This is a genomic window from Brevundimonas sp. UBA5713, assembly GCF_002419815.1.
Taxonomy (GTDB): Bacteria; Pseudomonadota; Alphaproteobacteria; order Caulobacterales; family Caulobacteraceae; genus Brevundimonas.
Map to the genome: position 1 here is coordinate 136,713 of NZ_DIGV01000018.1, position 24,226 is coordinate 160,938.

A 24,226-nucleotide genomic window follows, 5' to 3' on the forward strand; every position below is an offset into this window, starting at 1 on the left:
GAAGCAGGAGGCCAGACCTTTTCACCGATTTTAGCCCAGCCTCATCCTAGGCGGCCATATCCTTGACCTCTATTGCCTTCGAGATCGCTTGCAGCGCTTCGCGCCCTTTGACAGCCTGAACCATAAAGGCGGACAATTGGCGGAAGTCGATCGGCTTGTTCATATAGGCGTCCGCCCCCGCACAAAGACCGGCTTCGTGATCTTCGGCACGGGCCGAGGCCGACAGCACGATCACCGGCGTATCCTGATTGAGACTGTCGGCGCGGATCGCCCGTGTGGCCGACAGGCCGTCAAGTATGGGCATATTCACGTCCATAACGATCAGATCAAAGGCCAACTGCCGTGCGACATCGACAGCGGCCTGTCCGTTTTCGGCCGTGGTGGCCGAATGACCTGAACTGCCCATCCATGCCTCAAGGATCATGCGGTTAACGGGATGGTCTTCGACCACCAGCACTTTCATGGGACGGACTGGCTCCGCCATCTCGGCGTCCTCGGCCGTGTCGGATACACGGTCCCAAGCCACCACTTCGGCCTCGACCGACAGGGTGAAGGTCGAGCCACGTCCGACCTGAGACTGCACCGAGATATCGCCATGCATGATGTTTGCCAGACGACGCGAAATAGTCAGCCCCAGCCCTGTGCCGCCAAAACGGCGCGTCGAGGAGTTGTCAACTTGGGTGAACGGCTGGAACAGGCGTTTGACATCCTCTTCCGAAATGCCTGCACCCGTATCGGTCACGGCAAACTCGAAGGCGATGCGCGTATCGGACAAGCGGCGGCCCAAAACGCGATAGGTGATCTGGCCGCGATCGGTGAATTTGATCGCATTTGACAGCAAATTGCTGAGTATCTGCGATACCCGCAGCGGATCGCCACGCACGATGGCGGGAATATCGCCCTCGAAGGTCGACACCATATCCAGCCCCTTGGCGCGGGCCTGCGCTTCAAACGGGGATACCAGCCTGTCATGCAGTTCCTGCATGTCGACATCAACGACTTCGAAGGCCATCTTGCCGGCCTCGATCTTGGTTAGATCCAAAATGTCGTTCAGCAGCGACAGCAGGCTGTCACCCGAATTGCGGATGATGGCCAGCATTTCGCGCTGTTGAGGATCAAGACGCGAGGCGCTCAGCAACTGCGCTGCACCCAGAACACCATTCATCGGCGTGCGCAGTTCATGCGAGATCACGCCCAGGAAGTTGGATTTGGCGGTATTGGCCGCATTGGCCTTGTCCCGCGCCGCTTCCAGCTCGGCGATCAGATGGGTCTGATGCTCCTGAAAGGCCAAAATTCGCTCTTCGCGCAGCATCGTCATCAGCACCAGGACGAACAATCCGCCGAGTAACAAAGGTCCGGACGCGATAAAGCCCCAGAACTCCGGCTTACCCCACAGCGTAGCCGCTATGATCAAAGCCGCCCCCCCGTAAGGTGACGAAATCAGAACAGCCTGACGCGGAGAGTTTCGCAGCTGGGCAAAAACCAGCACATACCCTGCCGCCAGCAGAACCAACGCCATCTCACGGCCAAACGGCGCAGAAGAGAACCACGTCAGTAGCGGTGCTGTCGCCCAGACGGCGGTCGTCAGCGTCGCTACAACCGGAAAGACTGTGCCCCAGCCTTGCCGCTCGCGGCGGCTTGCGCGGCGCTCGGTCCATCCACGCACAGCCCCAGCGGTAAGGGTTGCTACAAACCATGCGACAGCCAGTTTAATCCCGACTGTCGACCACATCGCTACAGCCCAGCTCGCGATGATCAGATATCGCAGATACTGCGTCTCCAGGATCGCCGTCAAAGCCTGAGCCGCTGTGCCGGGCGCGTCTCCTTCTAAGCCGCGTCCGATACTTTCACCACCAACCATTCTGGCCGCCCCCTCGCGTCCCCGGTTTCCATGTCGACGGGGACGCTATGGCAAAGGTTCTAAAACACCGTGAATCGCGGACCGTCGTTATCTTTTAACGTGTTCTGCAGGTGTAAGCGCCTGAATTGAAAGGGCGTGAACAGGACCAGAAAGTTCTTCCGCCAACAGATTATTGATCACCCTTTGGCGATTCACCCGCGACTGACCCTCAAAAGCCTCTGACACGATCAGCAGATTGAAGTGGCTTTCGCCGCCCTCTTTGGCATCCATGCCGCCTTCATGGTGGTGGCCCGCGTGTCGCCAGCTGTCATCTTCCAGTTCCAGACGTTGCGGAGAAAGCGCGGATTGCAGTTTTTGCCGTATAATTTGGGCAACCGGGCCGTCAGCCATAGGTCAAGTCCTTGAAGCAACACAAATCAGGCCTAAACTTGCAGGGATGTCCGCTTCTTTCGAATACAAACCCCGTTTCACCGACATTCGGGTGAAGCCGCCCAAGCCTGAAGAGGAAGCGGCGGAGGCAGACGTACTGCACCTGAAGCCCGGCGAAAAGCCTTGCGAATGGGCCGACTGCTCCAAGCCGGCCACGGCCAAGGCCCCCAAGTCGCGTGAAGCCCTGAACGAGTTCTATAACTTCTGTCAGGCCCACGCCTCGCAGTACAACAAGAGCTGGAACTTCTACGCTGGCATGACCGAGGCGCAGATTCGGGCCGCTCAGGAAAACGAAGCCATGACCGGTGGGCGTCCCACTTGGGACATGAAGGCCAGCCGCAACTCGCGTGAGGCAGCCAGTTTTGCGGCCAAGTTTGGCACTGGCAATAACGCTGGCACAGGTTCGTTCAATGACAGCTTTGGCCTGTTCGGTCGCCGCGTAAACGAGCAGACCGGCCCTGTTATGTCCGAGGCCGAAGCCCGCATGGGCCGTCTGGAGCGTCAGGCCATGGCCGATCTGGATCTTGAACCCGGTACAGACAAGGCCGCGGTGAAAGCCCGCTATCACGAGCTTCTCAAACGCTTCCACCCCGACACCAACGGCGGTGACCGTGCCACCGAAGCCAAGCTCCAGAACGTGATCAAGGCCTATAAGACTCTCAAAAAGGCCGGATACGCCGCCTGATCGTCGAACAGTATGCGTTTATGGCGGTTGAGCCATGAACTCGCCCGCTCTATGGGATTGCCATGACCTCTCCGCTCGAAACCGCCGATCCGCTGTTGACCCTCGCACCGCACCGCAAGGTGACCCTGCGCGAGGTGTTCGGCATTGATTCCGACATGGAAGTGCCGATGTTCGACGAGCGTGACAGCCACGTTCCGGAAATCGACACCAGCTATCAGTTCGATCCGCAGACCACGATCGCCATTTGCGCGGGCTTTGCCTTTGACCGCCGCGTCATGGTTCAGGGCTATCACGGCACCGGCAAGTCGACCCACATCGAGCAGGTCGCCGCGCGCCTGAACTGGCCGCTGGTGCGTATCAACCTGGACAGCCACGTCAGCCGGATCGACCTGATCGGCAAGGACGCCATCGTCCTGAAGGACGGCAAGCAGATCACCGAGTTCCGCGAGGGCATTCTGCCGTGGGCGCTGCAGCGTCCCGTGGCTCTGGTGTTCGACGAATATGATGCCGGTCGTCCGGACGTCATGTTCGTGATCCAGCGCGTGCTGGAAGCGCAGGGCGCGCTGACCCTGCTGGACCAGAACCGCGTGATCCGTCCGCACCCCTATTTCCGTCTGTTTGCCACGGCCAACACAGTGGGTCTGGGCGACACCACGGGCCTGTACCACGGCGCGCAACAGATCAACCAAGCCCAGCTGGACCGCTGGAACATCGTCACCACGCTGAACTATCTGGATCACGACGTGGAAGCCGAAATCGTCGCCGCCAAGGTGCCGCAATACGCTGATGAAGAAGGCCGTCGCCAGATCGCCGCCATGGTCCGTGTGGCCGACATGACCCGCAACGCCTTCATGAACGGCGACATTTCGACCGTCATGTCGCCGCGTACTGTCATCACCTGGGCCCAGAACGTCGAGATCTTCGGCGATGTGGGTCTGGCCTTCCGCCTGACCTTCCTGAACAAGTGCGACGAGCTGGAACGCCCGACCATTGCCGAGTTCTATCAGCGCGCCTTTGGCGAAGACCTGCCCGAGGCCGCTGTCCGCGTGAAGGTGGGCTAAGCCCCCTCTACCGCTATGAATACAAAAAGCCCCCGATCACATGATCGGGGGCTTTTTCAATGCATGGTCGGTCCGGTCAGATCAGGCCCGTGGTCTCGTCCAGACCCAGCATGATGTTCAGGTTCTGGACCGCCGCCCCCGATGCGCCCTTGCCCAGATTGTCCAGCATGGCGACCAGACGCACCTGTTCGCCGCCTCGATCACCAAAGACGTGCAGTCGCACGATATTGGTGCCGTTTAGAGCTTCGGGTTCGATGCCCGTCATGTCCTCGCTGGCGTCCAGATCGACAACCTCGACAAAGCGCTGGCCCTGATAGGCCTCGACCAGAGCGCCGTGGATGCGCTCGACCGACGGCGTTTCCGGCAGGGCGGCCAGATGCAGCGGCACCTCGACCAGCATGCCTTGGCGATAGTTGCCCACGGCAGGCGAGAACAACACCGGGCGGTTCAGGCCGGTGTGCCTGGTCATTTCCGGCACATGCTTGTGCTTCAGCGACAGGCCATAGCCACGGAAGGCGGTCGAAGCGCCCTCCGCTTCAAACTCTGCGATCATCGATTTGCCGCCGCCGGAATAGCCCGACACAGCGTTGATGGTGACCGGATAATCCGCAGGCACCAGACCCGCCTTCACCAGCGGACGCATCAGGGCGATAAAGCCAGTCGGATAGCAGCCGGGGTTCGACACGCGCGTCGAGTTGGCAATGGCGTCGCGCTGATCGGCGTCCATTTCGGCAAAGCCATAGACCCATTCAGGATCGACGCGATAGGCGGTCGAGGCGTCGATCACCCGCACCTTATCATTCTCGATCATCGAGACGGCCTCGCGTGCGGCATCGTCCGGCAGACACAGGATGACGGCATCGGCGCTGTTCAGCGCCTCGCGTCGGGCCTCAACATCGCGTCGGCGGTCGCCCAGCAGCAGCAGCTGAAGGTCCGAACGCTTTTCCAGACGTTCACGGATTTCCAGACCGGTCGTACCGGCCTCGCCGTCGATGAAGATGGTGTGGGTCAACTCACTCTAATCCTTAAGCCGCAACCGTGCGACACGGCCTCCATAATGCCGTCCCGCCAAAGCCGCAAAAGAAAAGAGCGCCCCGGATTTCTCCGGAACGCCCTTTCCAAAACCAAATCGCTGGTGCGATTAGCGCTTCGAGAACTGGAAGCTGCGGCGTGCTTTCGCGCGGCCGTACTTCTTACGTTCAACGACGCGGCTGTCGCGGGTCAGGAAGCCGTGCGGCTTCAGAACCTTGCGCAGTTCCGGCTCGTAGTGGGTCAGAGCGTGCGACAGGCCGTGGCGGATAGCGCCAGCTTGGCCCGACAGGCCCGAACCGGTCACGGTGCAGACGACGTCGTACTGGGTCGCGCGGTCAGCAACGTTCAGCGGCTGAGCCACCATCATTTGCAGAACCGGACGAGCGAAGTAGTCAGCGACGTCCTTGCCGTTCACGGTGATCTTGCCGGTGCCGCGCTTCACCCACACGCGGGCGATAGCGTTCTTACGCTTGCCGGTCGAATACGAGCGGCCCAGGGCGTCGATCTTCGGTTCGGCAACGACAGGAGCGGCTTCAGTGCCGAGGCCCTTCAGGGCGTCGAAGCCAGCGGCGGTTTCTTGAGCAACGTCCGTCATGATCAGGCGCTCCGGGTGTTCTTGGCCGACATCGACTTGAAGTCGATGGTTTCGGGCTGTTGAGCTTCGTGATCGTGGGTCGCACCAGCGAACAGACGCAGGTGAGTCATCTGCTTGCGAGCCAGCGGCGACTCCTTCGGCAGCATGCGCTCAACGGCCTTCTCAAGGACGCGCTCCGGGAAACGGCCGTTCAGGACCTTCTCCGGGGTGGTTTCCTTGATACCGCCCGGGTGGCCGGTGTGACGGTAGTAGACTTTGTCGGTGTTCTTCTTGCCGGTGAACACCACCTTGTCCACGTTGGTCACGACGACGTAGTCGCCCATGTCCACGTGCGGGGTGTAGGTCGGCAGGTGCTTACCGCGCAGGCGGTTAGCGATGAAGGTCGCAAGACGGCCCACCACGACGCCTTCAGCGTCGATATGGATCCACTTCTTTTCGACCTCAGCCGGCTTTTGTGCAGCCGTAGTGCTCTTCAGCATATTGAGGGTCCTAAAGACGTAAAAACAGTCCGTCCCGAGGGACTGGACATTGGCGGGCTTGATAATGCGCCTCGCGCAAAAGGTCAAACGCAATCCACAGGCCGGAAATGCGCCAACCATTTGCTTTATAACGACTTTTCATTGTTGGTATTAAAATACCCAGTGATTGGTATTAAATTACCACGCTTGGCTCTGGGCCTGTCGCTCTTCCAGATGGCCATCCTTCAGGGCGAAGACGCGATCCATGTGACCGGCCAGTTCCATATTGTGGGTGGCAATCAGAGCGGCCACGCCCTCCTCCTTGGCCAGTCGGCGCAGGGATTCAAACACGGTCTGGCTGGTGGTCGGGTCGAGATTGCCGGTCGGCTCGTCGGCCAGAAGCAAGGCCGGACGGTTGGCCAGAGAACGGGCAATGGCCACGCGCTGTTGCTCGCCGCCCGACAACTGCGCCGGTTGGTGCGTCACGCGTTCGCCCAGCCCCAGTGCCGTCAGCATTTCGGTGGCGCGTTCGCGAGCCTCGGCCTCGCTGAAACCGGCGATACGCATGGGCAGGGCCACATTATCGCGGGCGTCAAACTCCGGCAGCAGATGGTGGAACTGATAGACGAAGCCGATACGCGACAGGCGCAGGCGCGTGCGGGTGCGTTCGTCCAGATCGGTGACGTCCTCGCCCTGAATGGCGACACGGCCTGACGTCGGACGCTCCAGCAGGCCCGCCGCGTGCAGCAGCGACGACTTGCCCGAACCCGACGGCCCGATAAGCCCGATGACCTCGCCCGGCATAATGTCCAGGTCGACGCCCTTGAGTACCGACAGTTCGCCCTGCCCCATCTTATAGGTGCGGGTCACGTCACGCAGCGACAGGGTCGGTGCGCCCGCGACGGGGCCGGTCGAAGCTTTGCGTTTCAACAGTCTATTCAAAGCGCAGAGCCTCCACCGGATCGATACGCGACGCATTCCACGACGGCGGCAAGCTGGCCAGACAGCTCATGAGGAAGGAGAAGACAGCCACCCACGTCACGTCCCACGGGTCCACGTCTGCCGGAATGGAATCCAGCATATAGACGTCGGCGTTGAACAGCTGCACGCCCAGCAAGGCCTCAAGGAAATGCTGGATGGCGCCAATGTTCAGGCAGAACAGGAGGCCCAGAACCAGACCCGCAATCGTGCCACCGATACCGATGGCCGCGCCCGACACAAAGAAGATGCGCAGGATCGATGACTGGCTTGCCCCGATGGTGCGCAGGATGGCAATGTCACGGGTCTTGTTCTTCACCAGCATGACGATGCCGCTGATGATGTTCATGGCAGCGATGGCGACCACCATGCCCAGAATAATGCTCATGGCGACGCGCTCGACCTTCAGCGCGCCCCAGATGGCGGCCTGACGGTTACGCCAGTCGCTGACGACTGCGCCCTGCCCTGCCGCACGGGCCACTGCGCCGATCATGGTTTCGACCTTGTCGGGCTCGGCGACCTTCAACTCGATCACGTCCACGACGCCTTCCTTGCCAAAGAACAGTTGCGCCTGCTCCAGCGGCATGAAGACGAAGGCGCGGTCATAGTCCGCTGCGCCCGAGGTGTAGATGCCGCCGACGATATAGGTCTTTTCCAGACCGCCCAGATTGCCGAACGCACTGTCGGCACCGGTGGGCGAATAAAGGCTGATCGGATCGCCGACACGCAGGCCCATCTGTTCGGCCAGCGTCTTCCCGATCAGGATGTTGTCACCGCCCCATTCGCCCTTGCCGAAGCTGGCGCGGGCCTCTTCGCTCAGGCTTTCATAGGCATAGGGGAAGCCCGACAGGTCTTCGGGGCGCACGCCGCGCACCACACCGCCCGTGGCCTGTCCCATGGCGCGAAACATGGCGGGGTTTTCCGTCAGTGGGGCCACGGAAACCACACCCGGCACATTGCCGATGCGCTCGATCGCGGCATCGCGGTCCTCGGCCCAAAGCACAGGGCCCTGAACGTACATATGACCGTTGAACGACAGGATCCGGTCCATCAGCGTGCCACGGAAGCCGGACATGATGCTCATGACCGAAATCAGCACAGCCACAGCCAGCATGATGCCGACGAAGCTGATGATGGCGATCAGGGCCACGCCGCCTTCCTTGCGCTTGGCACGGAGATACCGCAGCGCCAGTCCGATTTCCCATGCGGAGAACGGACCGGCAGGCTTTGCAGCCATGGCAGCGGCGGCCGGCGACGGAGCGGATCCAGTCGCTTTATCGGTCATTTCGTGAGCAGCTCCACGGCAGCTTGCAGCGACAGGGTTTGTTTTTCACCGGTGGCGCGGCGCTTCAGTTCAACCACGCCATCGGCCAGGCCCTTGGGACCAATGACCAGTTGCCACGGAATACCGATCAGGTCGGCGGTGGCGAACTTGCCGCCCGGACGCTCGTCCGTGTCGTCGTACAGCACGTCCTTGCCGGCAGCTTCCAGCAGTTTGACGGCCTCTTCACACGCAGCAGAGACGGCTTCGTCGCTGTTGCGCATCGAGATCACGGCCACGTCGAACGGCGCGACCGAGTCCGGCCAGATGATGCCCGCGCTGTCGTGGCTGGCTTCGATGATGGCACCCAGCAGGCGCGATACGCCAACACCGTACGAGCCCATGTGGACTTCGGTGTCCTTGCCATCCGGACCGGCGACCTTGGCCTTCATCGGGGCCGAGTATTTGGTGCCGAAGTAGAAGATGTGGCCCACCTCGATGCCGCGAGCCGACAGGCGGTCGGCCTCGGCGGTTTCGCTTTCGAAGCGCGCCGCGTCATGCATTTCCTCGGTGGCAGCGTACAGGGCGGTGCGCTCGTCAAAGACGGCGTTCAGTTGCTCGACGCTCAGGTCGTGGCCCGGAGGAGCCATTTCCACCAGTTTGCGGTCGCAGAAGACTTCGCTCTCGCCGGTGTCGGCCAGCACGATGAACTCGTGCGACAGGTCGCCGCCGATCGGGCCGGTGTCGGCGCGCATCGGCACGGCCTTCAGGCCCAGACGCGAGAAGGTGTTCAGATAGGCGGCAAACATACGCTTATAGGCGATGCGCGCCGACGCTTCGTCGATGTCGAACGAATAGGCGTCCTTCATCAGGAACTCGCGGCCACGCATAACGCCAAAGCGCGGACGGCGCTCGTCGCGGAACTTCCACTGGATGTGGAAGAGGTTCAGCGGCAGCGACTTGTAGGATTTGACGTAGCCACGGAAGATGTCGGTGACCATTTCCTCATTGGTCGGGCCGTACAACAGCTCGCGCTCGTGACGGTCGGTGATGCGCAGCATCTCCGGGCCATAGGCGTCATAGCGGCCCGACTCGCGCCACAGGTCTGCCAGTTGCAGCGTCGGCATCAACAGCTCGACGGCACCGGCCTTGGTCTGCTCTTCGCGGACGATGTTTTCAATCTTGCGTAGCACGCGAAGACCCAGCGGCAGCCACGCATAGATGCCTGCGGCCTCCTGCTTGATCATGCCCGCTCGCAGCATCAGCTGATGCGAGACGATCTGGGCGTCAGAGGGGGCTTCCTTGAGGGTCGGCAGAAAATAGCGCGACAGACGCATGAGGGTAGGCTTTCCTGAAACTAGTTCAGCGTGATTAGCGCGTGCCGGAAGGGCGTGGCAACGCGCGGACTGGAAAAAGGGCGATGCGGACCGTTCGGTTCCGCCGATTACAACGCCGGCAGACGAGAGGTGTCGATATCCGGAATCGGCATGATGCCCGTCCACACCACGCCCACAATGATGGCCCAGATAATGGCCGAAACCCAGGTGGTGGTGATGAACTTCTTCTTCAGATTGGGGTTCGCAGGAGCGCCCCACTGGCTGCCATCGGTCGGCGGCGCATCCACCTGATCGCGCATCCCGATGGGCAGGATCATAAACAGCACGATCCACCACGTCGTCAGATAGATGGCGACAAGCGTAAACGGGCCTAACGGCATGAACTCAGCCTCACTTTGTTCAAAGCTTGGGTGACGCCGCGCTCGGCTCGGCGTAAATGGCGACACCCCTATTCAGGACCTGTCATGCCACAAATCACGCTCGAACACTCCACCCATTTCGACAGCGCCGATTTTCGCGCGCTGGCGTTGGAAATCCATAACCTGTGCGTCGAACATACCGGTGCAACGCTGGCGTCGTGCAAGACCCGCGTGGTGCGGGCCGAAAACCTGATCATTGCGGACGGATCGCCCGATCAGGCCATGGTTCACTGTGATCTGCGCATTCTCAGCGGGCGCACGCCGGAACAGAAACTGGCGCTGGGCAAGGCCGTGCAGGACACCATGGTCAAGCACCTGACCCAGTATGATGGGCCGCGCCAGATTTCTGTAGAGATCGTCGATCTGGATAAGCCCAACTATCACAAGGTGACAGCGGGCTGATCCAAATCAGGCCTTACGGGTGCGGGCGGCCAATGCCATAGCGGGCCGCCCAGTAAGGCAGGATGTTCTCATCCTTCAGATAGCGGGCACCGGTGGCCTCGCTGACCAAGGCGTCGGGCCAGTCGAACTCACCGTCCAACACCAGCATCGGGCAGGACTGGTCAGCCTCGCCCACCACCTCGACGACCGCTGCACGCGGACGCGGGTGATCCACACGGATCACCTCTGTCACATCCTTCAGGCGAGGATAGAGGTTCAGCACCCCCTCGATCACCGCGCCGGGCGGGCAGTACCACGGACCGCCCTGATCATCGAACCAGTCAGGGTTCAGCAGAAAAAGACGGTCCGCCATTACAGCCTCAGCACCACGGTTTCGACGATAGGACGACGGCCCCAAACCTTCTGGCTGGCCTTTTTCAAGGTGCGCGCCACGGCCTGTTCGACCACCATCTCGTCCTCGAGGGCCGAGCCCTTGAGGTTGGTGACCACATCTTCGACGCGCTCGGCCAGATCGTCCAGCACGTCTTCAAGTTTGTGCTTCTCATCGCCCGGCAGGCCGATTGAGCGGATGTCGATGTCGCTGACAATCTTGCCGCGACGGTCCAGCGCGAACGACACAATCAGCATGCCGTTGTTGGCCGCGTGACGGCGCTCACGCAGGGCTTCGCCCTGCTCTTCCACCATCATGCCGCCATCGACGAACAGACGACCGGCGGGCACTTCGTCGATGATCTCGACCATGCCGGGGGCCAGCCGCACCATGTCGCCGTTGCGCGGGGTGCAGGTTTGCGGAATGCCCAGATCGCGGGCCAGATTGGCGTGCTCGATCAGGTGACGGCGCTGACCGTGGGTGGGCACGGCGATGGTGGGACGCGCCCACTCATACATCTGGCGCAGTTCGGCACGGCACGGGTGACCCGAGACGTGGATGCCGGGGCTGTCCTTCTCGGTGTAGATGCGCACGCCCTTCTCGGCCAGCTTGTCCTGAAGGCGAGCGATGGCCAGCTCATTGCCCGGGATCACGCGCGAGGAGAAGATGCAGTGGTCGCCCTGCCCCAGTCGCACGAACGGGTGGGTGCCATCGGCGATACGCGATAGCGCCGCGCGGTCTTCGCCCTGAGAGCCGGTGCACAGATACAGAATCTTGTCCGCAGGCCAAACCTTGGCTTCTTCCTCGGACAGGAACTGCACATCCTTCAGCATGCCGACCGTCTTGGCAGCGGCGGTGATGCGGTGCATCGAACGGCCTGCCAGTGCCACACGGCGGCCAGCCATCTCGGCAGCGTGAATCACGCTGTCCATGCGCGCCACGTTCGAGGCGAAGCAGCCAACAGCCACGCGGCCTTTCAGCGGAGTAATCAGCTCCACCAGCTTTTGGCGCACGTCACCTTCCGACCCCGCCATGCCCTCAACGAAGACGTTGGTGGAATCGCAGACCATGGCCAGCACGCCCTCATCGCCCAGTTGGCGGATGAAGGCCTCATCGGTGCGCTCGCCCACGACCGGCTGGTCGTCCAGCTTCCAGTCGCCGGTGTGCAGCACAGTGCCCAGCGGGGTCTTGATCGACAGGCCGTTCGGCTCGGCAATCGAGTGCGTCAGGGTGACATAGGTCACCTCGAACGGGCCGAGGTTCACCTTGCCGCCCAGTTCGACCTCGTTCAGCTCTGCGTCGTCCAGCAGATTGCGGTCGCGCAGCTTTTCACGGATCAGGAAGGCGGTGAACGGCGTGGCATACAGCGGGGCCTGAATGCGCGGCAGCAGCCAGGCCAGTGCACCGATGTGGTCTTCGTGCGCGTGGGTCAGCACAATGCCCAGAATTTCCTCGCCTTCGAGGAAGGCAGGATCGGGCACGATAACATCCACGCCCGGCGTCGACTGGTCACCGAAGGTGACGCCGACATCGACGATAATCCATTTGCGGTCATGCTCGGGGCCAAAGCCGTAAGCATTCAAATTCATACCGACCTCGTTCGAGCCGCCCAGCGGCAGGAAAACGAGTTCGTCTTGGTTTACTTGGGTCATACAGTCCTTAACGGAGGTTGTTCCGCCGCCAGATTTCCAAAAGGCCGCGGATGGTCAGGTCCGGATCAAACCGGTCAATTGTGTTGCTCGCCCCTTCGAACAGGGACGCGACGCCGCCGGTACCCACCACGGTCATCGGACGTCCCCACTCCGCCTTGATGCGCGCCACCAGTCCGTCAATGAGGCCCACATAGCCCCAGAAGACCCCCGATTGCATCGAGGTGACTGTGTCGCGGCCGATCACAACGGAAGGGCGTTGAATAGCGATGCGCGGCAGTTTGGCTGCCGCTTCGTGCAGAGCCTGCACGGAAAGATTGATGCCCGGCGCGATGACGCCGCCCTCGAAGGCCCCTTGGCCCGGCGCGTCACCGGCTGAAACGATATCAAATGTGGTGGCCGTACCGCTGTCGATCAACAGCAGGTCACCAGAATAAGTTGTCAGCGCACCAATCGCGTTCACCAGACGGTCGGCACCGGCCTCGCTAGGCTTGGGGATACGCACCTCGATACCCAAGTCGGCATTCTCGCCGATGACCAGAGGGTTAACCTCCAGATAGCGGCGCGACAGGTTGCGCAGATTGAAGATGGATTGCGGCACGACAGACGAGATGATGCAGCCGTCCATGTCCGTCATATTCAGGCGACGGCCGGTCTTGGCGCTCATCAGCTCGAACAGCTGGTGCAGCCAGACGGCGTATTCATCGGCTGTGCGTGTGGCTTCGGTCGCCGTGCGCCATTGGGCAATCCAGCTCTCGCCATCGTGGACGGCGAAGAGCGTATTGGTGTTGCCTTGTTCAATCGCCAACAGCATCAGCCGTTATCTCCGAAAAATACATCGCCCGCAGAGATAATGCGAATCGAGCCATCCGCCAGCTTCAGCCGAAGCGAACCATCAGCCTCTACCCCGTCGGCGGTGCCGTGCAGCGTCTCGTGGGTCAGACGCGCGATGCACGGCCCAAAAAGGCCCGGCGTGCGATCGATCCATGCCTGACGCACCGGTCCGAAGCCTTGGGTCTGCCAAACCGACAGCCAGTGATCAAAGCGTTCGGCCAAATGCTTTGCACCGGTTTCGAAATCCGGCGGCGACAAATGATCGGCGGACAGATGCTCGGCAATCGCGGTGGCGGGGCGCTCGGTGCTCACAGGCGCGGCCTTGAGGTTCACCCCAATACCAATGGCCACCCACAGCCCCCCTGCCCCCAGCGATCCGCTTTCCAACAGCACGCCGGACACCTTGCGGCCATCCAGAAGCACATCATTGGGCCATTTGATCGAAACCAGACTGGGCGGCACATAGTGCGCGACCAGATCATAGACAGCCAGCGCCGACACAAAGGTCAGCTGCGAGGCATCCAGAGGCGATTTATCGAGGGTAAGAAGCAGGGTCTGGGCCAGATTGCCCGTCGGCATTTCCCAGACACGGCCCCTGCGCCCGCGCCCTTCGGTTTGGCGTTGGGCCGCGATCCACAGGGGACCGAACTCGCCAGCCTCGGCGCGCCTGCGCGCTTCGGCATTGGTCGAGTCGATCTCCTGCAGGATCAGGACCGGAGCCGCCAAGGCTCCTTAACCTACGCCCACGCCAGCGGCCGCAGCCTTGGTCAGCGGCTCCAGCCAGGTCAGCGCCACGATCACGATCGGGAAGCTGAAGGCTGCAGCCAGCCAGCCCACGTATTGCGGGACAGCCGGAGCCTTGTCGGTGGCGATGTCCGAAGCCGGAGCGTCGAACCACATCGTCTTGATGATGCGCAGATAGTAGAAGGCAGCCACAACCGAGGCGACCAGACCGGCCGCACCGGCCATCCAGTAGCCTGCGTCAGCGGCAGCGCCGAAGACGAAGAACTTGCCCCAGAAACCCGACAGCGGCGGAATGCCGACTGCCGACAGGGCCAGTACAGTCAGCGCGATCGCCGTCAGCGGACGGTCCTGCTTCAGGCCAGCCAGATCGCCGATGTTGCGGATCGGACGACCGCCGCGGCTCAGCGACAGCAGAATGGCGAAGAAGCCGAACTGGTCGATGACGTACAGGGTCATGAACATCAGCATGGCCTGGATACCCAGTTCGGTACCCGTAGCGACGCCCAGCAGGGCATAGCCGATATTGATGATCGACGAGTACGCCAGCAGGCGCTGGATGTCTTTTTGCAGCAGACCGCCGAACGAACCGACCGCGAAAGAGATCAGCGAGATCAGGATCACGACCTGAGCCCATTGGTCATGCGCCAGATTGAAGCCGTCGACCAGCACGCGGGCGATCAGCACCATGGCGGCAACCTTGGGTGCCGTGGCGAACAGAGCCACGACCGGGGTCGGCGCGCCTTGGTACACGTCAGGCGTCCACATGTGGAACGGCGCAGCCGAGACCTTGAACGCCAGACCGGCAATCAGGAAGACCAGACCGAAGATCAGGCCAACGCTCGGAGTAGCCGAGGCGAAGGCGGCGATTTCGTCGAACTTCATCGAGCCCGCGAAGCCGTAGATCAGGCTCGCACCATACAGCAGCAGACCCGACGACAGGGCACCCAGCACGAAATACTTCAGGCCCGCTTCGGACGCCGTCAGGCTGTCACGACGGTAGGCGGCCAGCACGTACAGAGCCAGCGAGTGCATTTCGATGCCGATGTACAGCGAGATCAGGTCGCCCGACGACGCCATCATGCCCATACCGACCGAAGCCAGCGTGATCAGGACAGGGTATTCGAACTTGGCGATGTTGTTGCGATGCATCCAGCCATCGCCCAGCACAATGGCCACAGCCGCCGACAGGAAGATAACGGCCTTGCCGTACACTGCCATCGGGTCGGCGATGTAGGTGCCGTTGAAGGCCTGACCCAGCGGGCCGGTAACGGTCAGAGCCGTCGCGACCAGCAGCAGCAGGACAGACAGGCCCGAGACCAGACGGGTGGACTTCTCACCGCCGAACGCGCCGACCATGAGAAGGACCAGACCGCCAACCGCGAGAGTAATCTCGGGGGCGGCCAGTTGGAGTGCGGAGGACAAATCAGTCATTATGCTCTCACCCGCCGATGGCTGCGCGATAGGCGGTGGTCAGGGCCTCAACCGAAGGCCCCGTGATGTCGAGGATGGCGTTCGGGTACAGACCCAGAGCCACGGTGCCGATAATCAGCGGCACGAACAGCAGCAGCTCGCGCTTGTCGATATCGGTGATGCCTTCCAGCTTCGGATTGGTGATCGGGCCGTACATGACGTTACGGAACAGCGTCAGGGCGTACACCGCCGAGAAGATCACGCCCGAGGCCGCAATCAGAGCCGTCCAGGTCGAGACCTGATAGGCACCGGTCATGGTCAGCACTTCACCAATAAAGCCCGAGGTGCCCGGCAGGCCAACGTTGGCCATGGTGAACAGCAGGAAGATGGCTGCGAACCAAGGCATGCGGGCCGTCAGACCGCCGTAGAAGGCGATTTCACGGGTGTGCATGCGGTCGTAGACCACGCCGACGCAGAGGAAGAGCGCGCCAGAAATCAGGCCGTGGCTGAGCATCTGGAACACGGCACCCTGCACGCCTGCGTCGTTACCGGCGAAGATACCCATGGTCACGAAGCCCATGTGCGCGACCGACGAATAGGCGATCAGCTTCTTGATGTCGGTCTGACGGAAGGCGACCAGCGAGGTGTAGACCACGGCGATCACCGACAGCGCGAACACCAGCGGGGTGAACATCTCCGACGCCTGCGGGAACATCGGCAGGTTGAACAGGATGAAGCCATAGCCGCCCAGCTTCAGCAGGATACCGGCCAGAATGACCGAGCCTGCGGTCGGAGCCTGAACGTGGGCGTCCGGCAGCCAGGTGTGCACCGGCCACATCGGCATCTTCACCGCGAACGAGGCGAAGAAGGCGAGCCACAGCAGCGGCTGAACCGACGGCGCGAAGTCATAGGTCTTCAGTTCAGGAATGCTGGAGGTGCCGGTCTCGTGGAACATCCACAACATGGCCAGCAGCATCAGAACCGAACCCAGCAGGGTGTACAGGAAGAATTTGTACGAAGCGTAGATGCGGTTCGCGCCACCCCAGATGCCGATAATCAGATACATCGGGACCAGAGTGCCTTCGAAGAACATGTAGAAGAGGAACAGGTCCAGCGAGGTGAACACGCCGATGACCAGGGTCTCCAGGATCAGGAAGGCGGTCATATATTCGACGACGCGGTGCTCGATCGACTTCCAGCTGGCGATCACACAGATCGGCATGAGGAAGGCGGTCAGCAGCACGAACAGGATCGAGACCCCGTCAACGCCCAGATGATAGGCCGCACCGGCGAACCACGGCGCGTACTCAACGAATTGGTACGCGGTGTTCGACGGGTCGAACTGTGCCGTCAGCAGAATGGAGACCGCGAGCACGACGAGTGTCGTGCCCAGCGCGATCCAGCGGGCGGCCGGGGCCGCGGCTTCCTTGGTGCCCTTGTTCAGGAGGCTGGCGACCACAATGGCCGCCGCACCCAGAAGCGGCAGGAAGGTTACGATGCTCAGAATGTGAGGCACGAGGCTCAGGCTCCCCACGTGAAGATGGCGAAGGCAAGGAACGCGGCCACGCCAATCAGCATCACGAATGCATAGAAGTAAACGAAACCGGACTGGAAGCGCGACAGGAAGCCGCCCGACTTCAGCGAGGCCCAAGCCGCGCCGTTCGGACCCAGACCGTCGATGATCTTCACGTCGCCCACCTTCCAGAAGAAGTCGCCCAGAGCCTTGGTAGCCTTGACGAAGGTGACGTTATAGAGCTCGTCCCAGAACCACTTGTTGTACAGGAAGGTGTACAGCGGGCCCTTCTTGGCGGCCATGTCCTTGGCGGCACCTTCCTTCACGACATAGAGCCAGAAGGCAGCGAACGTACCGATCAGGGTCACGATCAACGGCGACCACTTCACCCACAGCGGCACATAGTGGCTCTGGTGAAGGACGTGGTTGGCTTCAGCCGTGAAGATCGAGCCACGCCAGAAGGCTTCCTGCTCGTAACCCACGAAGTGCGGGTAGAAGATCCAGCCTGCGAACACAGCGCCGACAGACAGCACGAGCAGCGGCAGGATCATCACCAGCGGGCTTTCGTGCGGCTTCAGCGGACCATGGTGATGAACGTCGTGCGCGTGATCATCGTGCGCAGCATGGTGATCGTCATGAGCGTGAGCATGGGCTTCGTCGTGGTGCGCGCCCTCCTCTTCCTTCCACTGCGGTTTGTTGTGGAAGGTCATGAATACCAGACGCCACGAATAGTAGGCGGTCAGCAGAGCCGCTGACAGGCCGATCACGAAGGCGAACATGGCGAACACCGAATGGCCTTCGGTGAACGAGGCAAAGGCGCTCTCGATGATCGAGTCCTTCGAATAGAAGCCAGCAAAGCCCCACAGACCCGGAATGCCCAGACCGGTGATGGCAATCGTGCCGATCATCATGGTTGCATAGGTGATCGGCAGCAGCTTCATCAGGCCGCCCATCTTACGCATGTCCTGTTCGTGGTGCATGCCGTGGATCACCGAACCGGCGCCCAGGAACAGCAGAGCCTTGAAGAAGGCGTGGGTGAACAGGTGGAACATGGCCGACTGGTACGAGCCCACACCGATGGCGAAGAACATGTAACCCAGCTGCGAGCAGGTCGAGTAAGCGATGACGCGCTTGATGTCGTTCTGCATCATGCCGACGGTGGCAGCGAAGATCGCCGTGATACCGCCGATGATGGTGATGAACTGGGCCGCGATCGGAGCGTGTTCGTACAGCGGCGACAGCAGGCAGACCATATAGACGCCGGCGGTCACCATGGTGGCAGCGTGGATCAGTGCCGACACAGGGGTCGGGCCTTCCATCGCGTCCGGCAGCCAGGTGTGCAGCAGAAACTGCGCCGACTTACCCATGGCACCGATGAACAGCAGCAGACCGGCCAGATCCAGAGCGGACCAGGTAAAGCCGAGGAAGTCCCAACCGGTACCAGCCTTGGCTTCGATCAGCGGGAACAGCTTGTCGAACTCGATAGTGCCGAACATCCAGAAGATGGTCATCATGCCGAGCAGGAAGCCGAAGTCACCCACGCGGTTGACGACGAAGGCCTTGATCGAGGCCGCCGTGGCCGACGGCTTCTTATACCAGAAGCCGATCAGCAGGTACGACGCCAGACCCACGCCTTCCCAGCCGAAGAACATCTGCAGGAAGTCAGCGGCCGTCACCAGCGACAGCATCATGAAGGTGAACAGCGACAGATAGGCAAAGAAGCGCGGACGGCTGTCGTCCTCCTTCATATAGCCCCAGCTGTACAGGTGAACGAGCGCCGAGACACTGGTCACCACGATCAGCATGGTCGCCGACATGGCATCGATGCGGATCGACCAGTTCGATTGGAAGTCACCGACGTGGATGAACGGCAGCAGCTTGACGGTGAAGGCTTCCAGCCCACCCCAGGTCCACTGGCTGAACACAATCCACGAGACAAGGCACGAGAAGAACAGCAGGCCGGTCGTCACTGCCTGAGAGGCAATGTCGCCGATCCGGCGTCCGAAGAAGCCAGCAATCATCGCCCCCAGCAGCGGGGCGAAGACGCCTAGAATGACGAGAGTTTGGATAGACACGGTCCCAATCAGCCCTTCATCACAGAGGCGTCGTCCACAGCGATATCGCCGCGGTTACGGAAGAAGGTCACAAGAATGGCCAGACCGACGGCGGCCTCTGCCGCGGCAACGGTCAGCACGAACATCGCCATCAGCTGACCCTCGACATTGCCGAGGTAGGTCGAGAAGGCGACGAAATTGATGTTCACCGCCAGCAGGATCATCTCGATCGACATCAGGATGATGATGATGTTCTTGCGGTTCACGAAGATGCCGAACACACCGATGGTGAACAGGATGGCGGCAACCGCCAGATAGTGTTGGAGCGAGATGTCCATTACAGAAGCTCCTCGGGTTTCACGCCAGCACCGGTGGCAGCCGACTTGATCTCGACGGCATTGACACGGAGGCGGTTGGCCTGAGCGGCCAGATCCTGACGATGAACGCCCTCACGCTTGCGCAGGGTCAGAACAATCGCACCGATCATGGCGATCAGCAGAACAATGCCCGCAGCCTGGAAGAAGTAGACATAGTCCGTGTACAGCACACGGCCGATGCTCTCGGTGTTCGTGGTGCCTGCGGCCGCCAGAACCGGCTCAACCGCGTCCTTGGCTGCGCCCGAGGTGGCGACGCTGATCGACACCATGATCATCTCCGCCAGCAGGACAGCGGCCACGATACCCGCCAGCGGCAGGTAGCGGGCATAGCCCTCGCGGAGGCGGACGAAATCGACGTCCAGCATCATCACGACGAACAGGAACAGAACCGCGACCGCGCCGACGTAAACCACCACCAACAGCATGGCGAGGAACTCGGCACCGAGCAGCACAAAGAGACCGGCTGCCGAGAAGAAGGTCAGGATCAGCCAGAGGACGGAGTGCACCGGATTACGCGCGGTCACCACCAAAAGGCTGGAGACCACGGCAACCGTTGCCAGAAGATAGAAGGCCAGGCCTTGCAGCATGTGCGGGACGATGCCCCCTTCAAAACCAATGGTTCAGACCGGAGCCTGAACCCTTCCAGAATTGCGGCCCCGCCCTACGGACGGGGTCAGTACGGCGGAATCGACGCTCCGTTTAACGGTACGGGGCGTCGAGTTCCAGATTCTTCGCGATCAAACGTTCCCAACGGTCGCCGTTATCGAGCAGGCGTTCCTTGTCGTAGAGCAGTTCTTCGCGTGTTTCGGTCGCGAACTCGGAGTTCGGACCTTCGACGATAGCGTCCACCGGGCAGGCCTCTTGGCACAGGCCGCAGTAGATGCACTTCACCATGTCGATGTCGTAGCGGGTCGTACGGCGCGAGCCGTCGGCGCGCGGTTCGGCCTCGATGGTGATGGCTTGTGCGGGACAGATGGCTTCGCAGAGCTTGCACGCAATGCAGCGCTCTTCGCCGTTCGGATAGCGGCGCAGAGCATGTTCGCCACGGAAGCGCGGCGACTGCGGGTTGCGCTCGAACGGATAGTTCACCGTCGCCTTCGGCTTCAGCATGTATTTGACTGACAGGCCGACGGCACCGAACACGTCGGTCAGCATCGCGCCCTTGGCCGCCTGAACGATACGGGTCAGCATTACGATCTCACTCCGGCGCACTCGCGTTGATAGCGGGCGCTTTCCTTATCCAAAGTCTGGCACAGACGCTGTTGTTCAGCGCTACGCCGTTCAATCTCTTGTTGGCGACGTTCCCACTGATAGACCGACACAGGGTCAGCCTCATAGGGAGCGGCGCACGCCGTCGAACCCAAAAGCGCTAGAGCGCCCAGTCCGGCGAGGTGATGTTTCATCAGAAACAGTCCCCGCTGGCCCGGCGATCACGCTCGCTCATGGTCTGGCAGCGAACGGTCCGTTCCTGACGCTCGCGCGCTTCGGTTTCCTGACGGGCGATACCGGCTTCAGCCGACTCGCCCTGACGCGATTTGGAGTAGTCATAGGGCGCTAACGAGCTGCACGCCCCTGCCCCAAGACCCAAGGTCGCGACAGTCAGGATAACCACAGAACGGATCATAGGCTTAAGCTCCGACCGCGAATACGCGCCATGCGGCGACGAACACAACCGCGACCAAGGACGCCGGCAGGAAAATCTTCCAGCCCAGACGCATCAGTTGGTCATAGCGGTAACGCGGTACGAACGCCTTAACCAGTGCGATCATGCAGAACCAGAACACCGTCTTGACGATGAAGGTCAGCAGATAGATCGCATAGGCGATGAAGGACGGCAGGCTGGCCATGAAGTCTTCGGACAGGAAGCCGGGGTTCCAGCCACCGCAGAAGAGCAGCGTCATCATGGCACACATGAAGACGATGTTGGCGTATTCGCCGATCATGAACAGCAGGTACGGGGTCGAGGAATATTCGACCTGATAGCCGGCCACCAGTTCCGATTCCGCTTCCGGAAGGTCGAACGGCGGACGGTTGGTTTCAGCCAGAGCCGAGATGAAGAAGACGATCGTCATCGGGATCATAACGATGATCGTCGGCCAAGTCCCTGCTCCGCCGCCGAAGACGTGCCAGTTCCAGAAGTAGCCGGCTTGCTGGGTCACGATCTCGGTCAGGTTCATCGTGCCGGTCAGCAGGATGACGTTGATGATGATCAGACCCATCGACACTTCATACGACACCATCTGTGCCGCCGAACGCAGAGAGCCGAGGAACGGGTACTTCGAGTTCGAAGCCCAGCCCCCCATGATGATGCCGTAAACGCCCAGCGACGAGATCGCCAGAATGTAGAGAATGCCGACGTTCAAGTCGGCGATGACCCAGCCCGGAGCAAACGGGATCACAGCCCAGGCGATAAAGGCCAGAACAAAGGTGATCAGCGGAGCCGCCAGAAACACCACCTTGTCCGAACCAGCCGGAACCACGATCTCTTTCAGCACGAACTTGAAGAAGTCGGCGAAGGACTGCAGCAGGCCGAAAGGACCAACCACGTTCGGGCCTTTACGCAGCTGCACGCCCGCCCAGATCTTGCGGTCGGCCAGCAGCAGGAAGGCCAGGGAAATCAGGATACCGACGGTAACCAGCAGGATCCCACCAACGGTGATGAGGGTCCAGCCGACCGGAGTAGCCCAGAAGGAAGTCGCAGCGTCCATGTCTTACTCCGCCGCCAGTGCGACCGGCGCGACCCGTTCACGGGACAGTTCGGCCATGGTTTCGCTGGCGCGCGCAATCGGGTTGGTCAGATAGGGATCGGCAATCGGGGAAACGAAGGCAACATCGCCCACATCACCCTTCACACCCAGCGAGGCCACGGCGAACGAAGCCGACGGAGCCAGATAGTCGATGCGGCCGAACGACGGCACATCAGCCATCAGCTTGGTGCGCAGTTGGTCCAAGGTGTCGTACGGCAGGGTGTGACCCACGCGTTCCGACAGGGCGCGGATGATGGCCCAGTCTTCCTTGGCCTCGCCCTTCGGGAACACCACACGATCAGCCAGCTGAACACGGCCCTCGGTGTTGACATACAGGCCCGACTTCTCGGTAAAGGCGGCACCCGGCAGGATCACATCGGCGCTGTGAGCGCCACGGTCACCGTGCGAGCCGAGGTAGACGCGGAAAGCGTCCGAGCCGTTGGCAGCCACTTCGTCAGCGCCCAGCAGGAACAGAACGTCCAGAGCGCCCGGCTTCAGCATGTCGGCGACAGCCAGACCGCCCTCGCCCGGCAGGAAGCCCATGTCCAGACCCGCAACGCGCGAAGCGGCGGTGTGCAGGACGTTAAAGCCGTTCCAGCCATCCTTGACTGCACCGACCTTCTTGGCCAGCGCGCCCATGGCGTTCAGTACAGCCGCACCGTTTTCACCGATCAGAGCGCCCATGCCGACGATGATCGCCGGGCGTTCAGCCTTGATCAGGAAGTCGGTTGCAGCCTTCGGCAGCTTGCCAGCCACCTTCGAGCCTTCGCCCAGATAGGTGTAGCCGTAAGTCAGGTCAGCGTTCTGGCCGATGACGCCGATCTCGACGTCGCCCTTCAGCCAGGCCTTGCGGATACGGGCGTTGAGCAGCGGGGCTTCCGTGCGCGGGTTGGCCCCCACGATCAGGATAGCGTCAGCGTTTTCAATGCCTTGGATCGAAGTGTTAAACAGATACCCTTCGCGCGGACCGCCGCCGATGGCAGCGCCGTCCTGACGGCAATCGGTATTGTTCGAGCCCAGCGCGCGGAACAGATCCAGCACGGCCTTCATCGATTCAGCGTCTTGCAGATCGCCTGCAATCGCGCCGATGCGGTTCGCTGGAGCCGACTTCAGCTTGGCGGCCACAGCGTTAAGGGCTTCATCCCACGACGCAGCACGCAGCTTGCCGTTCTCGCGGATCCACGGACGGTCCAGACGGCGCGCCTGCAGGCCGTCGACAGCGTAACGCGAACGGTCGGACAGCCACTCTTCGTTGATGCCTTCGTTGACGCGCGGCAGAACGCGCATGACTTCGGTACCGCGATAGTCTGCGCGAATGTTGGAGCCCAGAGCGTCCATCACATCGATGGTCTCGGTCTTCTTCAGCTCCCACGGACGATAGTGGTACTGCCACGGACGGTGCGTCAGCGCGCCCACCGGGCACAGGTCGTTGACGTTGCCCGACAGCTCGCTGTCGATGTTCTTTTCCAGATAGGTCGTGATCTCGGCGCTCTCGCCGCGCGAAATCATGCCGATGTCCGGAACGCCAGCCACTTCGGTGATGAAGCGGACACAACGCGTGCACTGGATGCAGCGCGTCATGAAGGTCTTCACCGTCGGGCCCATGTTCTTTTCTTCGACCGCGCGTTTGTTCTCGGCATAGCGAGAACCGTCACGGCCATAGCCCATGGCTTGGTCTTGCAGGTCACACTCACCACCCTGGTCGCAGATCGGGCAATCCAGCGGGTGGTTGATGAGCAGGAACTCCATCACACCTTCGCGGGCCTTTTTGACCATCGGGGTGTCGGTGAAGATTTCCTGACCGTCGGCAGCCGGAAGGGCGCACGAAGCTTGCGGCTTCGGCGGTCCAGGCTTCACCTCGACGAGGCACATGCGGCAGTTGCCGGCGATGGACAGGCGTTCGTGGTAGCAGAAGCGCGGGATTTCTTGACCCGCGCGCTCAGCCACCTGAAGCACGGTCATACCCGGTTCGAACTCGACCTCGACACCATTTACCTTGGCGATAGGCAT

Annotated in this window: 26 protein-coding genes; 3 read left to right on the forward strand and 23 right to left on the reverse strand. The window is 61.4% G+C overall.

The window, feature by feature from the left end; all coding sequences use genetic code 11:
- Nucleotides 1–46: 46 nt before the first annotated feature.
- Both B3B04_RS04580 and B3B04_RS04585 read right to left on the reverse strand, forming a co-directional pair.
- Nucleotides 47–1,795: an ATP-binding protein gene (locus B3B04_RS04580; RefSeq protein ID WP_292040346.1), complete on the reverse strand. Its 1,749-nt coding sequence runs from the start codon at nt 1,793–1,795 to the stop codon at nt 47–49.
- A 153-nt stretch (nt 1,796–1,948) separates the two neighbouring features.
- Entirely contained in the window at nt 1,949–2,251 is a 303-nt protein-coding gene (locus B3B04_RS04585; RefSeq protein ID WP_292040349.1) for a BolA family protein, read from the reverse strand.
- 46 nt (nt 2,252–2,297) lie between these two features.
- Here B3B04_RS04585 and B3B04_RS04590 point away from each other — a divergent pair, with 46 nt between their 5' ends.
- Both B3B04_RS04590 and cobS read left to right on the forward strand, forming a co-directional pair.
- Complete coding sequence (locus tag B3B04_RS04590) at nt 2,298–2,975, forward strand: J domain-containing protein (RefSeq protein WP_292040351.1); 678 nt, start codon at nt 2,298–2,300, stop codon at nt 2,973–2,975.
- A 62-nt stretch (nt 2,976–3,037) separates the two neighbouring features.
- Complete coding sequence (gene cobS / locus B3B04_RS04595) at nt 3,038–4,036, forward strand: cobaltochelatase subunit CobS (RefSeq protein ID WP_292040353.1); 999 nt, start codon at nt 3,038–3,040, stop codon at nt 4,034–4,036.
- A 76-nt stretch (nt 4,037–4,112) separates the two neighbouring features.
- On the opposite strand, the gene argC is transcribed toward cobS, so the two are convergent.
- The 7 genes from argC to B3B04_RS04630 form a co-directional block, all read right to left on the reverse strand.
- The gene (gene argC / locus B3B04_RS04600) at nt 4,113–5,048 is read right to left on the reverse strand and encodes an N-acetyl-gamma-glutamyl-phosphate reductase (protein ID WP_292040354.1); all 936 of its coding nucleotides are present in this window, start codon (nt 5,046–5,048) and stop codon (nt 4,113–4,115) included.
- 129 nt (nt 5,049–5,177) lie between these two features.
- Complete coding sequence (gene rpsI / locus B3B04_RS04605) at nt 5,178–5,663, reverse strand: 30S ribosomal protein S9 (RefSeq protein WP_292040355.1); 486 nt, start codon at nt 5,661–5,663, stop codon at nt 5,178–5,180.
- 2 nt (nt 5,664–5,665) lie between these two features.
- A complete protein-coding gene (gene rplM / locus B3B04_RS04610) occupies nt 5,666–6,142 on the reverse strand; it encodes a 50S ribosomal protein L13 (protein WP_292040357.1) in 477 nt (158 codons plus the stop codon).
- Nucleotides 6,143–6,319: 177 nt separating this feature from the next.
- On the reverse strand, nt 6,320–6,973 hold the full coding sequence (locus B3B04_RS04615; RefSeq protein WP_292040469.1) for an ABC transporter ATP-binding protein: 654 nt from the start codon (nt 6,971–6,973) through the stop codon (nt 6,320–6,322).
- Between the two features lie 82 nt (nt 6,974–7,055).
- A complete protein-coding gene (locus tag B3B04_RS04620) occupies nt 7,056–8,384 on the reverse strand; it encodes a lipoprotein-releasing ABC transporter permease subunit (RefSeq protein ID WP_292040359.1) in 1,329 nt (442 codons plus the stop codon).
- Nucleotides 8,381–9,697 carry a proline--tRNA ligase gene (gene proS, locus B3B04_RS04625; RefSeq protein ID WP_292040361.1) on the reverse strand — a complete coding sequence of 439 codons (1,317 nt, stop codon included), beginning with the start codon at nt 9,695–9,697 and terminating at the stop codon, nt 8,381–8,383. Before proS ends, B3B04_RS04620 begins: the two co-directional genes overlap by 4 nt.
- 107 nt (nt 9,698–9,804) lie before the next feature.
- Nucleotides 9,805–10,077, reverse strand: coding sequence for a DUF1467 family protein (locus B3B04_RS04630; protein WP_292040366.1), 273 nt, complete (start codon nt 10,075–10,077; stop codon nt 9,805–9,807).
- 84 nt (nt 10,078–10,161) lie between these two features.
- Between B3B04_RS04630 and B3B04_RS04635 the strand changes: the two genes are divergently transcribed.
- Nucleotides 10,162–10,518 (forward strand): 5-carboxymethyl-2-hydroxymuconate Delta-isomerase, encoded by a 357-nt coding sequence (locus tag B3B04_RS04635; protein ID WP_292040369.1) that lies wholly within the window; start codon nt 10,162–10,164, stop codon nt 10,516–10,518.
- 13 nt (nt 10,519–10,531) lie between these two features.
- Here B3B04_RS04635 and B3B04_RS04640 read toward each other — a convergent pair whose 3' ends face one another.
- The 14 genes from B3B04_RS04640 to nuoG form a co-directional block, all read right to left on the reverse strand.
- Nucleotides 10,532–10,870, reverse strand: a complete 339-nt coding sequence (locus B3B04_RS04640) for a DUF3088 family protein (protein ID WP_292040370.1) — start codon at nt 10,868–10,870, stop codon at nt 10,532–10,534.
- Nucleotides 10,870–12,540, reverse strand: a complete 1,671-nt coding sequence (locus tag B3B04_RS04645) for a ribonuclease J (protein WP_292040372.1) — start codon at nt 12,538–12,540, stop codon at nt 10,870–10,872. Before B3B04_RS04645 ends, B3B04_RS04640 begins: the two co-directional genes overlap by 1 nt.
- 7 nt (nt 12,541–12,547) lie before the next feature.
- Nucleotides 12,548–13,354, reverse strand: coding sequence for a type III pantothenate kinase (locus B3B04_RS04650; protein WP_292040471.1), 807 nt, complete (start codon nt 13,352–13,354; stop codon nt 12,548–12,550).
- Nucleotides 13,351–14,097, reverse strand: a complete 747-nt coding sequence (locus tag B3B04_RS04655; RefSeq protein WP_292040375.1) for a biotin--[acetyl-CoA-carboxylase] ligase — start codon at nt 14,095–14,097, stop codon at nt 13,351–13,353. The genes B3B04_RS04650 and B3B04_RS04655 overlap by 4 nt, the downstream gene beginning before the upstream one ends.
- Before the next feature lie 6 nt (nt 14,098–14,103).
- Nucleotides 14,104–15,546, reverse strand: a complete 1,443-nt coding sequence (nuoN, locus tag B3B04_RS04660; RefSeq protein WP_292040377.1) for an NADH-quinone oxidoreductase subunit NuoN — start codon at nt 15,544–15,546, stop codon at nt 14,104–14,106.
- Nucleotides 15,547–15,553: 7 nt separating this feature from the next.
- Nucleotides 15,554–17,041, reverse strand: a complete 1,488-nt coding sequence (locus tag B3B04_RS04665) for an NADH-quinone oxidoreductase subunit M (RefSeq protein ID WP_292040378.1) — start codon at nt 17,039–17,041, stop codon at nt 15,554–15,556.
- Between the two features lie 5 nt (nt 17,042–17,046).
- Nucleotides 17,047–19,107 (reverse strand): NADH-quinone oxidoreductase subunit L, encoded by a 2,061-nt coding sequence (gene nuoL / locus B3B04_RS04670; RefSeq protein ID WP_292040474.1) that lies wholly within the window; start codon nt 19,105–19,107, stop codon nt 17,047–17,049.
- Between the two features lie 14 nt (nt 19,108–19,121).
- Nucleotides 19,122–19,430: an NADH-quinone oxidoreductase subunit NuoK gene (gene nuoK / locus B3B04_RS04675; RefSeq protein ID WP_292040380.1), complete on the reverse strand. Its 309-nt coding sequence runs from the start codon at nt 19,428–19,430 to the stop codon at nt 19,122–19,124.
- Nucleotides 19,430–20,056, reverse strand: coding sequence for an NADH-quinone oxidoreductase subunit J (locus B3B04_RS04680; protein ID WP_292040383.1), 627 nt, complete (start codon nt 20,054–20,056; stop codon nt 19,430–19,432). Before B3B04_RS04680 ends, nuoK begins: the two co-directional genes overlap by 1 nt.
- Nucleotides 20,057–20,168: 112 nt before the next feature.
- Nucleotides 20,169–20,660: an NADH-quinone oxidoreductase subunit NuoI gene (gene nuoI / locus B3B04_RS04685; RefSeq protein ID WP_292040384.1), complete on the reverse strand. Its 492-nt coding sequence runs from the start codon at nt 20,658–20,660 to the stop codon at nt 20,169–20,171.
- The gene (locus B3B04_RS04690) at nt 20,660–20,872 is read right to left on the reverse strand and encodes a hypothetical protein (protein ID WP_292040386.1); all 213 of its coding nucleotides are present in this window, start codon (nt 20,870–20,872) and stop codon (nt 20,660–20,662) included. The genes nuoI and B3B04_RS04690 overlap by 1 nt, the downstream gene beginning before the upstream one ends.
- Nucleotides 20,872–21,093 (reverse strand): hypothetical protein, encoded by a 222-nt coding sequence (locus B3B04_RS04695; protein ID WP_292040387.1) that lies wholly within the window; start codon nt 21,091–21,093, stop codon nt 20,872–20,874. The genes B3B04_RS04690 and B3B04_RS04695 overlap by 1 nt, the downstream gene beginning before the upstream one ends.
- A 4-nt stretch (nt 21,094–21,097) precedes the next feature.
- A complete protein-coding gene (gene nuoH, locus B3B04_RS04700; RefSeq protein WP_292040389.1) occupies nt 21,098–22,177 on the reverse strand; it encodes an NADH-quinone oxidoreductase subunit NuoH in 1,080 nt (359 codons plus the stop codon).
- 3 nt (nt 22,178–22,180) lie between these two features.
- Nucleotides 22,181–24,226, reverse strand: a complete 2,046-nt coding sequence (gene nuoG, locus B3B04_RS04705; RefSeq protein ID WP_292040390.1) for an NADH-quinone oxidoreductase subunit NuoG — start codon at nt 24,224–24,226, stop codon at nt 22,181–22,183.